Source organism: Desulfosoma sp. (assembly GCA_037481875.1).
Lineage (GTDB): Bacteria > Desulfobacterota > Syntrophobacteria > Syntrophobacterales > DSM-9756 > Desulfosoma.
Map to the genome: position 1 here is coordinate 45,186 of JBBFKY010000001.1, position 14,126 is coordinate 59,311.

General features: G+C 52.0%; 10 protein-coding genes. 1 reads left to right on the forward strand and 9 read right to left on the reverse strand.

Translation table 11 applies throughout. The features are described from left to right. Positions 1-377 precede the first annotated feature (377 nt). Positions 378-824 carry a hypothetical protein gene (locus tag WHS46_00180; protein ID MEJ5347089.1) on the forward strand — a complete coding sequence of 149 codons (447 nt, stop codon included), beginning with the start codon at positions 378-380 and terminating at the stop codon, positions 822-824. Between the two features lie 110 nt (positions 825-934). On the opposite strand, the gene WHS46_00185 is transcribed toward WHS46_00180, so the two are convergent. From WHS46_00185 to WHS46_00225, 9 genes are all read right to left on the reverse strand, one after another. Further along, the gene (locus WHS46_00185) at positions 935-3,178 is read right to left on the reverse strand and encodes a glycosyltransferase family 4 protein (GenBank protein MEJ5347090.1); all 2,244 of its coding nucleotides are present in this window, start codon (positions 3,176-3,178) and stop codon (positions 935-937) included. A gap of 20 nt (positions 3,179-3,198) precedes the next feature. After that, complete coding sequence (locus tag WHS46_00190) at positions 3,199-4,446, reverse strand: hypothetical protein (protein MEJ5347091.1); 1,248 nt, start codon at positions 4,444-4,446, stop codon at positions 3,199-3,201. A gap of 13 nt (positions 4,447-4,459) precedes the next feature. Further along, complete coding sequence (locus WHS46_00195; GenBank protein MEJ5347092.1) at positions 4,460-6,265, reverse strand: PIG-L family deacetylase; 1,806 nt, start codon at positions 6,263-6,265, stop codon at positions 4,460-4,462. Positions 6,266-6,445: 180 nt separating this feature from the next. Further along, positions 6,446-6,997: a class I SAM-dependent methyltransferase gene (locus WHS46_00200; protein ID MEJ5347093.1), complete on the reverse strand. Its 552-nt coding sequence runs from the start codon at positions 6,995-6,997 to the stop codon at positions 6,446-6,448. 56 nt (positions 6,998-7,053) lie between these two features. After that, complete coding sequence (locus WHS46_00205) at positions 7,054-8,220, reverse strand: glycosyltransferase family 2 protein (GenBank protein ID MEJ5347094.1); 1,167 nt, start codon at positions 8,218-8,220, stop codon at positions 7,054-7,056. A gap of 184 nt (positions 8,221-8,404) precedes the next feature. Further along, positions 8,405-10,099, reverse strand: coding sequence for a hypothetical protein (locus WHS46_00210; GenBank protein ID MEJ5347095.1), 1,695 nt, complete (start codon positions 10,097-10,099; stop codon positions 8,405-8,407). 108 nt (positions 10,100-10,207) lie between these two features. Continuing rightward, positions 10,208-11,407: a hypothetical protein gene (locus WHS46_00215; protein MEJ5347096.1), complete on the reverse strand. Its 1,200-nt coding sequence runs from the start codon at positions 11,405-11,407 to the stop codon at positions 10,208-10,210. 18 nt (positions 11,408-11,425) lie between these two features. After that, positions 11,426-12,883: an MBOAT family protein gene (locus WHS46_00220; GenBank protein ID MEJ5347097.1), complete on the reverse strand. Its 1,458-nt coding sequence runs from the start codon at positions 12,881-12,883 to the stop codon at positions 11,426-11,428. A gap of 48 nt (positions 12,884-12,931) precedes the next feature. Next, a complete protein-coding gene (locus WHS46_00225; protein MEJ5347098.1) occupies positions 12,932-14,113 on the reverse strand; it encodes a methyltransferase domain-containing protein in 1,182 nt (393 codons plus the stop codon). Positions 14,114-14,126: the final 13 nt, after the last annotated feature.

Sequence of the window (14,126 nt, forward strand, 5' to 3'; positions counted from 1 at the left end):
GTTACTTTAAGAAAATGGAAGAATCCAAGGACTTTTCCAAGATTATAGCGTTTTCCATTCGGGACATAAAAATATTGGAAGATGAAGGACATACGAGGACGTCTATATCCTTGCATTTATCGCACCCACTTTTGGGGTCGAAGCCGTATCCCCTGGAACAAACGGTGGAAGATAGGTGGGTGCGACGAAAAGGGCAGTGGTATCTAGTGATCCAACCCCCAAACATGGCGGACATCTTGCGGAAGCTAAATAGAACACCGTGAGGATCGGCTTCAGGGGGGTGAAAGGAGGTGAGAGTGTTTAGAGAAAAGTTTTTTTAGGCGGCGGTGGTCTTGTCGTAGGCGTAGAAGCGCAAAAGATGAGAAGGAGAAAAGGCCATGAAGAAGATTGCAAGCACGGTTTTGGTTGCCATGTTGGTCCTTGGTGCCGGGTTGGCTTTGGCCGGGGATGCAAGAATCCCGCAAGAATTACAGGCTGAATACGAACAGGCGACAGGGACTAAAGCCACATTCGCAATTTGGTTTCCTGTTGCCCCTGAGCTTAGAACTCCCGGATGGGAAAACATTCTGATTTTGTCAAACTTTAGTACGTCGGCAATGCAAGTTCAGTGCTGGTTTACCTCTCTTGCAAGAACTCAAACAATAAAACTATATGAGCTCGGCAAATATGAAAAGAGAGTCTTTTTTCTTCAAAATGAGCTAGGTAGAAATGATGAGATTTATGATATTTTTTGTTTAGCATCGAACCTGTTTGGAGCGGGATTGCTGTTGCTAGAAGGAGGCAACATCGTAACCGCCTGGCCACCGGTGTTTCTGATCTACTAAAACCCTGACTTCCAAATCACATGGAATATTTCTCAAACATCTCGAGTGTGGGCTGTGTATAATTCATTTGGCTCGCATGCCTAGTCCTTCAAGTCAACTGGCCGGATCACCTAGAGGGGACGACGGAAACGTCGTCCCCTTGGTGTTAATAAAGACTGAAAGAATCGAAGAAGGGCGGCAAGAGGTTTTCGAAAGACGGGGTGAAGCCGGGGCGACCGCTGCATCTTGCTTATGGCATAATCTAAGAATTCCAGGAGCACCACACGGAAGGGAGCCTGAGGATCGATGTGAAGGGCCCTGTTGGGCGCCGATGTCAAAGCAGAAGGATCCATTACTTTGGGCAAAAAGGCTTTGAGGCGACGCTGATCACAAAACGGGAGAGGCGTGAGGCGATGGTAGTCCATGACCATCTCGGAACAGGACCGGGGGCGGTAACTTTGAAGACGTTGCGCAACCTCTTCGATAAGATTGAAGGATGTTTCAAGGGACCGCAGCTTTTGGACTATTTCTTCAGCGTTCGGCTCGCAGAGCCACCCGTTCACACCATGTTCCACGCGGTCCAAAAAACTGCCTACCTTTGTGGCAAGCACAGGAACTCCCAAGGCCCACAGTTCGCTCAGAGCATAGCTGAATGTTTCCGGAACTATGGAGGCAAGAAGCGCCAGATCAGGTTTGAGGTCATCTATGATTGCCGGCAGGTGGTTCCGCTCATAGTTAGGGATGAGGGTGACATGCGGAAAGTGCTTGAAGGCTTGACCGTCCTCCCCGCATCCTAAAAGCGTGAACTGATAGGAATGACAAAGACGACCGATGACCTTCAAAAGCAGGGATTGCCCTTTTTCTTGCGAAACGCGCCCTGGGACAAGTACGTGGAGACCCGCCTTTCTCTCCGTGAAAGAACCCTTTCTTGAAGGCTTGGCTGCACGTTTCGTAAAGAGGTCTGGAAGACCATGCGGCACAATGTGATGTTCAAGGGCGGCCAACCGGGATTCCACCTCAAATAGGTTGCGAAAAACCGACGGAGACGGAGCTACGAGAGAAATATTATTGAATGTGAGCGCGCCGACAAAGGTTTCACGTAAAGAAAACCATTCAGAAAGAGTCACGTTGCGAAATATTCTCGGCAATCTGTTTTCGGCAAAGCAAAACCGCATGATCTTTTCGGAGCATTCTCGGCAGGTCCCGTGAAATGAAAGGTATAAGAACGGACATATGGGATAATAGTCATGAAATATCACGATGGTTTTCAGAGCTGTTCTTAGGATGTCCAAAGAATGACCGATCACGGAGGACACTACGATCACTTCAACCCCATACTTATGGATGATTTCTTCAAGGACTTGCTTGTATTCATAGTGGGAAGGCGCGGTAGCTCTTATGGGCAGGGAAAGATTCCATTCTTCGATAGGGACAGGGCCGGCGCCGTTGTAAAGGGCCAAGCGTTGCCCGAAGCTTCCCCAAGATCCGATGGAGCGAAGGACAAGATTGCGGCGGGTTTTATCCGCCATGATGAAGTCATTGACCCACTGACCCAGTCCCCCTCCCCAGCTGTGCGCCACATGGAGTTGGACGGGGCGGATTGTGTCAATCTCAACGGTTTTCTCTTCTTCCAGCTGATGCTCGAAAGCCCATCGTAAGCCGGTCAGGGGATGATGGTGCAGAAAGTCCAGCACGTCCTCACGCGTTTCCAGCATGGTGTCATGCTGTTGACCGGCGGCTTTGGCATCGTCCACATAGACGTTTTCGCATCCTACGAGGGACCATCCTTTGGCCGAAAGAGCTTGAGCAAGAGAGTCATCGTTAAGGTTGCAAAAATCTTGTTCCAAGCTTTCCAGGGCCGAGTGGCGTAAGAACACGCAGCTTCCCAAAAACACGGGAACATCGAAAACTTTATGACGTCCGAGGGACTGAAGCCAGGCGTTTACGGCATGGGGATCCCAATGGCCGTGATTCGGATGGGATGCGAGGGAGAAGAAGGGATCGCGGGCGGAGAGTGGGGAGACGGCGGCAATGGTTGGATCGAGGCACGCTGTGGAACAGAGGAGAATGTCCCAATTGCGGGCCACGCGAACACCGGCTCGAAGGAAAAGAATGTCTCGGTTTTCAGAACGAAGCTTTCCCCATGCTCGGCAGATCAAGGATCCTCGGCCCGGAGTCATCCAGACATGGCGGTAGTTTAACTGCGGCCCCTGGGAGTCGAAGACGTCCTTTTCAGACGCCACCACGATCTCGCCCTGGGTTTCAGAGGCGCGTAAACTCTCTAAGGTTTCCCTTAAAGCTCGGTCTTCACCCTTTTTGAAAAGGACACAGATCAACGGTGTTTTGACAATGTGCGAAGCAGAAAGAGCACCCATGATCTTGCCAATGAGCAGTTTCAGGAAATAAGGGGACGAGACGCGGACAGCAGCACGTCAAAAGCCTTTAACAGCAAAGGCTTGGCCGCCGTGGGAAGCCGTGAGCTTCCGCTGATTTTATTCTTGGTGAAGACGACGAAATCGGTGAGCGCCTGATGGTACGGGACCGTCATATCCATGGAAACCGAAGACCTTTCCTGGGAGGATCCATAATGGATCCTATACCAGTGGTAGTAACTTCGGTTGACATCCTCGGCATCAAAAGGATTTGGGAATTCCCTCTGCACGTCGAGTCTTGTTCGGTACACAGTCCGCTGGTGGGCGGTGATTTTTTCCCCGTTACTGAAAGTCGCATAGGCGCATGGCCGATTTCCAAGCCGACTTTGCCCTTCCCGTTCGCACGCTTTCACATACCATTGCCGCAATTCAAAGAGGACACGGTAGCTCTGGCCGTACTTCTTAAGCATCACTTCCTGCGCCCCGCTGTCGAAGCCTGAAAAGTGATAAAATCCCAAAGGCTTGCCGTTGATCAAAATACCTGACTTAAGGGATCCCTCGGCATGACGGTGGGTGAGGTTCCATGTGGCCACATTGAAAGCGGGATCACGAAGAATAATCACTTCATCAAAAAAACACGGGGCTAAATCCATCCAGCGTTGATCGGTAAAAAGACCTCCTGCAATGTCGTCACGGCAAAAGTGATAAAGCCGTGAACTCCACCAATCCAAGAACTTCATTCCTTCGGCCGTTCTTCGCACGCCCAGAAAACCTAGATTGAAGACACCGTGTTTCAAGCTTGCGATTTCGTTGTCCGCGACCGCTTCCAGATCCTTTTCGGGTTCGGTCAGGTGAGGCGTCAGCAACAAGCTTCCTCGCTCGAGGTGCTCCAAGAGCTCTTCGAAACGGCCCAAGACCACAATGTCAGGATCGAAGAAGAAGACTTTATCGGCATCGGTTTTGTTGAAGATCTCCTGAAAAGCGAATCCTTTGACGGCAGTGCATAATTCCACGACGCTATGACTGAAGATCCAGCCTTTTTTGTTGGGTATTTCCAAATCCTCCACAAGTATCAAACGGTCGAAAGGTTCGACGCTCATGTCAAACCCTGCAGGAGGGACGTCGTTCAGGCACAGATGAAAGCATAGGTCAGGGAAGACCGATTTCAGGGAACGCGCCAAAACGCGTGCTTTGGGAATATAGTTGCAAGTAATGCTCGTAAACGCATGGATCTTTGATGTCTTCAAGGTTATTTCCTCTTTCGCGGGCATTGGGGCCGCCTTTTCATGAGATCATCTCGTGGATTCGGCGTCGTGCACGTTTCAGCACACCGGCCAAAAACCGAACCGGTGCCGTGAGGCGCCACACGGTAGAATTAAGAAGAATTTCCCGTTCCCGTTCAAAGGCGGCCAGTTGATGTCGCAACTCATTGTTTTCGCGGAGAACCTCTTGGTTGTGAAGCACTTGCGCCGCCAGATCTGCTCGTGTTTCGTCCAGTTCCTGCTTGAGTGCAGCGTTGTGTCGAAGCAGGTCTTCACGTACTCGTTGAAGCTCTTCCAATTCCCTTTTGAAGGCGCCCTTTTCCCTTCCCAACTGGTCCAGTTCCTGAGCTAAACGATACAAGGCGGCGGCAAAGGGCTCGACCCCTAGGGCTCGAAACCATTTTTCAAGGACTTTCTTTCGCCAATAGAGATAAAAGTTATGGTCTCGATCTCGGGAAAGTTTGGATTCTCCAAGGTAGTACCTGTAAATGGCGCTCACTCCAGGCACGTGGACTAACGGAGTGTGTTGTGAAATCTGCATCCAAAAATCCCAATCCTCGGAAACCTCGAAATCCTCATCGAATCGACACCCATCCTCAAAAAGGGCACGTTCAAAAAGAACCGCCATGATCGGAATGAAATTGGCCGCCAGCATTCGATCCACGGACCATGAAAGATCGTATTCCACGATGGTTGTGCCTGTTTCGTCCACGGCACGAACCCCCGCATAAGCGGCTTTGGCTTCTCTTCGGGCTTGCAGAGCCTTGACAAGCCGCCACACATGATCCGGGAGCAGAAGATCGTCTTCGTCGAGAAACAGGACGTAACGGCCTGAAGCTTCTTGAAGTCCCAAGTTAGCCGCACGGCTTCTGGAAAGGGATTGTCCTGTGGAGACCGTCTTTAAGAGCAGGCGGCCAGCATAATGATTTTCGTGAGAGGCAAGGCTTCCTAGCGCGTCCACGAGAACAACTTCCAGATTAGGATAGGTTTGGTTGGCGATGGATTCCAGAGCCTCGGAAAGTTCACGACGCCCCGTGGAACGCACGATGACGCTCACTAAGGGAAGGTCCGCCGGTTCGACAGCCAAACCCCTGGTTCGACGACGCGATAGCCATGTTTCGCAGACCCTCGCCAGCCCGTGTTCCAACCGGGAACTATCAACCATGAGAAAGGCTTCTGCAGCCTCAGCGTTTTTTCCCAGAACATAGGCTCGGTATCGGTTCAAGGCCAGAATGCGTTCGTGGTATGGGTGGATGGCTTCTTGAGAGATGAAGCATTGCATGGCCCGTTTCTTGACGTCCACAACCGGGCTGATATCGATGAGCGTATTGGGTGTTGTGGGAGCACTCACCTCATAAAAAGCCAAAAGCCTGGAGCCGCCGCTACGCCGGACCGCTTCCCCCACAGCGAGAGCCAGAGCCTGATGGTCCGGATGCATTTCAGAAAGTGCCGGAGCAAAAACGAGATCGGCATCCAGGCTTGTGATGATGTGGTGCAGGCGGCAGACAAGATTTTCCGTGTAGCGTAGTTCCCGATCTGGAATGTCCCAATGCTTTGGAGCCGCATAGCCGAGAAGGCGTGAGGCCTCGAAGGATTCCCGACGCCGCCTTTCGACGATTTCTTCGCTCACGTCGCCTCGACATTGGTTTCCCTGGGTGACCACGACCACCGAAACGGGGGTTCCTTTTTCCGACAAAAGGCGAAGAGTTCCCCCACAGCCGTAAACCTCGTCATCTGCATGAGCGGCAAAAACAAGTGCCTGTCGCGCCGAAGGCAAAGGAGCGGCTTCTATCGGGTAAAGTTCGGCCTCGAAAGCCCGGTCCATCATAGAGGTGTTTCTGACCTTTCTTCAGCAAGGCTACCGCAAGTGATGCGAACCGGCAACGCCCGCAGTTCTTAACAATCGTCTCCGGTTAGGTCAAGGCGATTGTGTGTCTTGGGAAAAAACGTGCCCGATAAGCTTCTCTGAAAACATGTCGCGGTTAGTGTCGGGGTGAGAAGACATGCCTCAGCCCCTACGAGTTTTTCGAAACACAAAGATGTTGTTCAAACCCAGTTGGAATCGTGCCCGTGTGATCAAAGAAAAGCCGAACCGCCCGAAAAGGGGAACCACCATAGCGGGGTCGAAATGATGATGTTCTTCTGCAGCCATGCCGTCGGCGATTCGGAGCCTTATGAGAACTTTGAGAATATCGTCCACAAGAGGCTGGGGGACCGTAAGGATCACCAGGCCTTCATCCTGAAGCACCCGGAAGATTTCACGGACCAGGGCTTCCCTTTCCTGGATGTGTTCGAAAACGGCCAACAAAGTGACCACATCCACGGAAGCGGTAGGTAACGGAAGTTCCTGGCCGGCATGAGCCTGAATCAAATGAAAAGGCCCTTCCGACCTCGTTCGGCACAAAGGATCGAGGCAATAGCCTTGCACCAATCTGTCTTTAACAAAGTATAGAAAGCTACCATCGTAGCCACCTATGTCCAACAGACGGCACCCATGCGGAATAAAGGGAGTCACCACATGGTAGCGCCACTTTTGAAGCATATGATCTAAGGTTTTCATGTCTTGCGTTCTTTCGCTGCACCCAATCCAAAGGCGTTCTCGAAGCTTCAAGCAGCTCAGGAGCTTGTGTCAATGCGAAAGACGGACAGGAGAAAAGAAGAGAAGATTACCTGAATGCCGGCGGCCATAAAAAGCCCTGACGGGATGACAAAACGCATAACCCGGGAAGGCTCAAGCGCCTGATATTGCACTGAACGCCAGAGGCCGAATGCGTAAAAAGCACCGGCGATACCCACGAGGAAAAGAAGTGTTCCCAATAAGATGCCGTATTCAAGCCGCCAACGAAAGACGGAAGCAATGGCCGCCGGCTTCATGGGAAGGATTCCTTTTCGGTACGCATACTCGGTGGATACCACATAGAAAAGGACGACTTGCAAACCCACAAGGCAACCGAAAGCGGCATAGGCCAGGGTATGAATGTCGAAAACGATTCGTCCCACATGAACGGGATGAGCCATGATGGCAAGGAATACGAGAAGACTTGCGCCAAAAAGAAAAAAACCCGGATAAAAGAAAAGCCACTTGGGACTGTAAAGCAAAAGAAACCGCAGGTGCCGCCAGCCGTCCCGCCAGGTCCTCAAGTGAGGTGGACGGTCTCTGCCGTCGCGTGAAAGTACCGTCGGTACTTCGGTCATGCGTAACCCCTGTAGGGACGCTTTGACGATCATTTCACTAGCAAACTCCATCCCCGTCGTCTTCAAATCCAATCCAAGCACGGCTTCTCGCCGAAAACCTCGTAGGCCGCAATGGAAGTCCCCTAAGTTCGTTTTAAAGAAAAGATTGCCGAGAGAACTCAGCACCGGATTCCCGAGGTACCGATGCAGAAAGGGCATGGCACCCGGTTCGATCCCCCCAAGAAACCGATTTCCCACCACCAGATCGTAGCCGTCTCGAAGTTTTTCCAGAAAATTTTCCAGATGCAGAAAATCGTAGGAATCGTCACTATCGCCCATGATCACATAGGTACCTCGGGCCGCGCTGATGCCTCCCATAAGGGCGCTTCCGTAACCCTTTTTGTCGACATGAACGACCCGAGCCCCTTCAGCTTTCGCAATCTGAATGGATCCATCGGTACTGCCGTTGTCTGCCACGATCACTTCGCCCCGCACTTGGGCCTGATCCAAAAAGGCCCTGGCCTTTTGAATGCATGTTCGAAGTGTGCGGGATTCGTTGAGGCAAGGCATCACAATGGAAAGTTCCAGATTCGGGTCGCGTTCCATCATCGTGCTCCATGCCGGTTCAACAACCTCAAGGCTTTTGGGGAGCCATCCATTTCGACGACGTTACATGTTTTAAGTGCCAATCTTTCTAGCTGCGGGAATCCGCTCGGTCAAGGACGTTATCCCGAATTTGACCTGCTTCCACGATGACCCTAGGCGACCTTTCCATTGACCCGCAAGGATCACTTTACCCTTCGGCTGGTTTTCTTTTTTTGTGTCGTAAGATGTCCGGTGGCGGCTCTGGGGAGCGCAGAAAGTCTTTCATGGCCGGAAAAACCAAAGCCACATAAAGGATGGCCAGAGGGGGCAAGGGGGCCAGGTAGCGCGGTTCGATGCCTGGAAAGGAAGTCACGTGCACATAAGCCAAAATGGCTGCCAGAGTCGCGCATGAAGCCAGAACAGCCGTGGCAAACCCCCATAAAGGACCGAGAATGGTTTTCTTGGAGAAGCTCAAAAGAAGGTGGACACCCAAAGCGGCATAGAAAAGCCAGGGGAAAACGACACGATAGAAAACGGCGATATGATCCAGAACCGTCGTACGGAAAATCTCTTTGGAACTCGGGGCCGCCTTTTCCAAGGGCATGGGGTCCTCATGAGTCATGTGCCTAAAAAGAGCCTGGGCTTTCGCGTCTCCCTTGGAAACCGAGGTTTCGTAGTGAAATCCTTGATGCGACACCGCGAGATGCAGAACCTGCCCGAACATTTTGACCCATGGAGGCAGAAATTCCCATCTCCAGCGTGGCGCCAGCGACGATCTTGCCGGTCCGCAGGGAATTTCCTTTCGGTCACAGGCGCCGTGAATTTCACGGGCAAGCCTTTCGTAATAAGCACGGGCCTCAGGAGCTGACCGGTGGTATCCGGCCGCCGCCGCCGCTTCTCGAAAAGCCCACACAAACCAGGGTCCGTGAAGATCGCAAGGTTCCTCGTCGACTTTTTCCCAAATACCGCGCCACACGCCTGAAGCATCATGGCGCAGAATAAAGTCGATTCCTTTCCTGGCAGTGTCATCCAGACCTCCGGTCTCATAGAGACGTTTCAGGTGACGGAGGGTGCAAGCCCAGCCCGTATCTTCCCGTTCCAAAAACGGACGCAGTTCTGCAAAAGAAGGACTGACGCCATACACTTTTTCCCGGACTTCTCGAGGCACAGGGACGGCCGGCTTGAAAATATCTGAATGGACCCGGGTTAAGGCTCCGTAGGCATCTCGAAAAAACCTGCTTTTGATTTCCACGGTTTCGGCGATTCCGTAGTGAGCTCGATTGAGTTCCATAACAACAACGATGGATCCCGCCAAAATCCCCAAAGGGAAAAGAGCCAAGGCTCCGTTTATCACCAGATTGCGCCAAGAATTCTTGGAACCGAATCGCAACCGCAAAAACACATGGAGCACCGTAACGCCATAAAAAGGAAGAATCCAGAGGGATTCTTCCCGTGTGAGCCAAAAGGCGCTGAAAACAATGCCCAAAATCCCCGCGTAAAGCGTACGGCGCCACGAGGGCCCAACGTCTCGAAACAGCAAAAAGCTGAAAGCGACGACAAGCATAGCCAGGGAAGCCGACACGTATTCCCTCATGACCATGCTCGTATAAAGGGCATAACTCATGGGATTGAACCAAAGCAGCGTCCAGAAAAACAGAGCGCACCAGGGATCAAAAAACCGAAAAAGCGCCCAGGCCGCCGCTGCACAAGCTGCAAGGTAAAGACAATGTTGTGCTGTCAATAGCGGCACGTGGATAGAGTGCGTGGCGGCGATCCAAAGGGGATAAAAGGGGCCTTTGATCAAGGTTCTTTCGTGGTAAGGACCAAGCCATCGGCCCTGGCTGAGGTTTTGAGCCAACTCGACAAACAGCCTCGAATCGTAAAAAGCGTCTCCAAGAACCATGAGCTTTTGGTCCTGGAGAAGGTAAAATTTCACGGCGACGAGGGCGTAACCGACCAGAAAAAGCGCAAGGATTCTAAACGGCCTATGGACTGGGGGATTCATAGAGGTTTACGGACATGGCACTGAGGTGGAATGGGTGGCTTTGGAAACCCGTGTTTCAAGATAAGCCCGGTAGGGCTCTGAGTCGGGATCGGGTGCCTTGGGAAGGACCTTAAGATACCGCTCGACACGTTCTTCCAAAACCACATCCGGGGCATATTCTTTCACCAATCGTTCCAGGGTTTCGATTTCCGGCAACGCCATGGTGTAGACAGCCTTCCTGAAATGTTCGGAAACAAAAGGACGCAGTCGCGTAAAGAAAGAGTCTCGAAAGATCAAGGCCGATTTCCCCTCCGATCGGCATGACGTGATGATCAGTTCCGGATCTTCCGCATTCAACACATCGTCTTGGTTGTGATCAAAGCATCGAAGCACTCCGGGACGAACCACAGGGACCTGATGTTCTTTAAGGATCCTTGAAAGATTCAGCATTCGTGCCAGGTCGCCGCCTTCGGCCGAACGCTGGAAAAAATCCTCTACTCTGTAATGACCTTGACCTGCGGTGAGCCCAAAGGAAAAGAGTTTATCCACAATGACGTTGGCGGCCAAAGCGGCGCCTAAGTCGTTCCAATGCGTGTCGGTTTTATGATAGAGCCGCCCGAGAACCTTCGCTTCCAGGAAGGGTTTTCGAAGGTCGAGCACCGGAACATCAGAGTCTTTCAGAGCGTCCATCAGCTGATCCAAACGAGAGCGAACGCCGTGCACCCTTACTCGGGATGAGTAATATTCCGGATAGATCGTATGCTTGTTGGGGACCACGATAAAAAAATAAGCAATGCCTCGACTTTTAAGCCAAGCTGCCTTCGTTTCAAGGACAAGGCGCCAACGTTCCAGATCATCCTGTGTCAAGGGGTCTGTTCGGCGGTAATCATCCAGATTGTTGCCGTCTTCAGGATCCGTGTAAAAAAGCCAGCCGTCCTTGCCGAGAAGAACACGTGGAGAGCCTGTGGTTCCGAGGGCGAGGCTCATGAGGTGATAAGCCTGCACGAGACGATGACGGCCTCCGAAGTGATCGTCGAACCATTTTTCAAAAGCTGTCTGGAACACCCTGATTTCGTGCGTGTTTTTCGGCCATTGAGGAAAAGGGGCCAAAGAACGCTTTTCCGAGACTGAAGCCTGCTCAAAGCGCAAGGTGGCGAGGGGTAAAAAGAGGCTCACAAGAAAGCTTAAAACAAGTAGAATATCGAACATTCGATCCGAGCTCTTCATGGGAAACTCTCGGCTTCCTCAAAAACGAAAATAGATGAACGGATTATAAGTGCCCGCCGCCAGATGGGCGGCCGAAGCAACGAACAAAGAAATCAGGAGAAGATAGCGGCCCGTGTTCAAAAATATCGAAGAGGAAGCGCGCCTTCTCTTCTCGGATAAATTTTGGAGCTTTTGAGCGACACAGGGGACGATGGGCACGGCGAAAACGGCGCCGAGCACCAGTGTCCAAACTGTTTTGGGGTCACAATATAGCAAAGCGTCATGTGGGGTCGTGACAGGCAGAAAGAAGCCGAAAAGACAGGCCAGGTACTTCAAGGCATACGGAAGGCTTTCGGATCGAAAAAAAACCCATCCCACAACCACAAGCCCCAGAGTGTAGAGATGTTGCAAGGGACGCCAAAGGCGTGGAATCGTGAGCTGCCATAGGCGGGTGCGTTCCAGAGAAAGACAGAGCCCGTGAAAGATACCCCAGACGATGAAGGTCCAGCCCGCCCCATGCCACAGGCCGCACAGGAAAAAGACCACCCAAAGATTCAAGACGGTTCGACGCGTGGATCCTCGGTTCCCGCCCAAAGGAATATACAGATAGTCCCGAAACCATGAGGATAAGGTCATGTGCCATCGCCGCCAGAATTCTCTCAGGGATCGACTAACATAAGGATAGTCAAAGTTTTCGGGGAACCTGAACCCGAACATCTGCCCCAATCCGATAGCCATGTCGGAATAGCCGGAAAAGTCGTAATAGATTTGCAGCGTATAGCAGATAAGACCCAGCCAAGCCATACCAACGCTGAGTTCATCCGTAGGGCAGGCAAAGACAATGTCTGTGATGCGTCCCAACGGATTGGCCACTAAAACCTTTTTGGACAGACCGAAAACGAATCTTTGGATTCCTGCAGAGAATGTGGGCAGAGTGACGATTCGAGAAGTGATCTGAGCGGCGATTTGCGTGTATCGAACGATGGGTCCTGCGATGAGCTGCGGAAACAGGGCGATGTAAAGGCCGCAATGAAGTGGATTTTTCTGAACTGGTGCATGATGTCGATAGACATCGATGACATAGGACATAGCCTGAAAGGTAAAGAAGGAAATACCTAGAGGAAGAGACACCGGCTCAAAGGGAATTGTGTGGAGTCCCAGAGCCGTGAGGCCCCTGTTTAGGTTATCCATCAAGAAAGTGGCGTATTTATAATAGCCGAGAATTAGAAGATTTCCGGCGACGGTGAGCGTTAGTATATGTTTTTTGGAAAAGCCTGAAAAAGGGGTCCCACATGGACGGTGCAGCAAAAGACCGCTTGCGTAATTGAAAAGTATAGAAAAAAGCATGACGCCTACATGGAAGGGTTCCCCCCATGCATAAAAGAAGAGGCTTACCAAAAGAATATAGAGATTACGGTATTTGTTTCCGAGAAGAAAATATCCGGCCAAAGTCAAGGGAAGAAAGAGGAAAAGAAAGATAGGTGAGGCAAAAACCACGCTGTCTTTGGCTCCATGACGAGATTTTTTCCGGCGTTATTCCCCGGCTTAGAGTCCGCGACGTTTTTTTCGAGCTCTGAGACGAAACCTTTCCGTGCGAAGGGATCGTTCATCACCGAACCCCGCCGAAACCAGGGTTTCCATGAAACGTTGCCCTGTAGGGGTCGGTGTGGACTCGTCCCGTTCCATGAGTTCCACACTCCAATCGGCTTGGTCAAGGAGAAGAAGCAGATCCTCCTCGGTGAAAAAGCGGATATGGGTGGAACAAAGGAATCCGGCCGGAACCGTTTCGAAGCGACCCAAAGCCAGATCCAGCACCACAGACCAGTGGGCGGTGTTGGGCACACTGGCGATAAGGACACCGTCGTCCGTAACCGTTTCCCAAAGATACCGAAGCACCGTCGAAGGGTGAAGAAGATGTTCCAGGACGTCGCCGCAGACAACCGCGTCAAACCGCCCTTCGAATCGAGCCTCTTCCACGGGGCAGGTGAGCACGGTGTCATAAAAAGCGGCCGCCGCTCGAGCCATATGCGGGTTCCGTTCAATGCCCGTCACGTGGCAAGGTCGCAAGCTTTTCAGGTAACGACCCAAAGCCCCGTAGGCGCACCCCACATCGAGCACCTTTGCAGCGGTTTCGGGAATCAACTTGATCAGATCCTCTCGGGGTGACTGATGGACAAAAGCGAACCGGTGCACAAAACAGGTGTCCACGGTCCCAAGGCGCCCTTCTATGGCCCATTGAGACCAAAGATGCTCCAAAGGAGTTTCTGAAGGTAGATCGTCAAGAGCCTCTGTGTGAAGGAACACGCAGGGCCATTCCGCAGGCAGTTTCAGCGTTTTGGGCCGTGCAGGTCGGGATTTCGCCAAAATGTCCGCGGTTTCCAGGAAAGTGCGCACCGTGTGATAGGGGTACAAAAGGGGAGGCCGCTGATGGTCGAATCGAGCGGGGCTGAGTGCGGGGACGAGAGCGGACCAGGGCCCGTCCGCCAACAGTGGTGGAAGGATGTGAAAGAGATGTGGAGTAACCAGCAGTTCATCTTCATTGATGATCAACACCGTTTGCGCCTCGGTCAGCTCCCGCAAAGCCCCGACGGTGAAAACTTTTTCGGGGGAAACTTCCAGGATTCGGTCCGAGTGAAAAAAAGCCTTCAGGTACCGAAGACAGAAGCTTCGACTGAAGAGAACTTCTTCAATGGGATCTGGATCCCCGAGCCTCAGAATGATCTCCATGACCCGCTTCTTT

Bases quoted from the DNA above. Each gene is read 5' to 3' on its own strand.
- WHS46_00180 (MEJ5347089.1), top strand. From the start codon at position 378: ATGAAGAAGATTGCAAGCACGGTTTTGGTTGCCATGTTGGTCCTTGGT.
- WHS46_00200 (MEJ5347093.1), bottom strand. From the start codon at position 6,997: ATGAAAACCTTAGATCATATGCTTCAAAAGTGGCGCTACCATGTGGTG.
- WHS46_00210 (MEJ5347095.1), bottom strand. From the start codon at position 10,099: ATGGTTCTTGGAGACGCTTTTTACGATTCGAGGCTGTTTGTCGAGTTG.
- WHS46_00225 (MEJ5347098.1), bottom strand. From the start codon at position 14,113: ATGGAGATCATTCTGAGGCTCGGGGATCCAGATCCCATTGAAGAAGTT.
- WHS46_00195 (MEJ5347092.1), bottom strand. From the start codon at position 6,265: ATGATGGACCGGGCTTTCGAGGCCGAACTTTACCCGATAGAAGCCGCT.
- WHS46_00190 (MEJ5347091.1), bottom strand. From the start codon at position 4,446: ATGCCCGCGAAAGAGGAAATAACCTTGAAGACATCAAAGATCCATGCG.
- WHS46_00205 (MEJ5347094.1), bottom strand. From the start codon at position 8,220: ATGATGGAACGCGACCCGAATCTGGAACTTTCCATTGTGATGCCTTGC.
- WHS46_00185 (MEJ5347090.1), bottom strand. From the start codon at position 3,178: ATGGGTGCTCTTTCTGCTTCGCACATTGTCAAAACACCGTTGATCTGT.
- WHS46_00215 (MEJ5347096.1), bottom strand. From the start codon at position 11,407: ATGAAGAGCTCGGATCGAATGTTCGATATTCTACTTGTTTTAAGCTTT.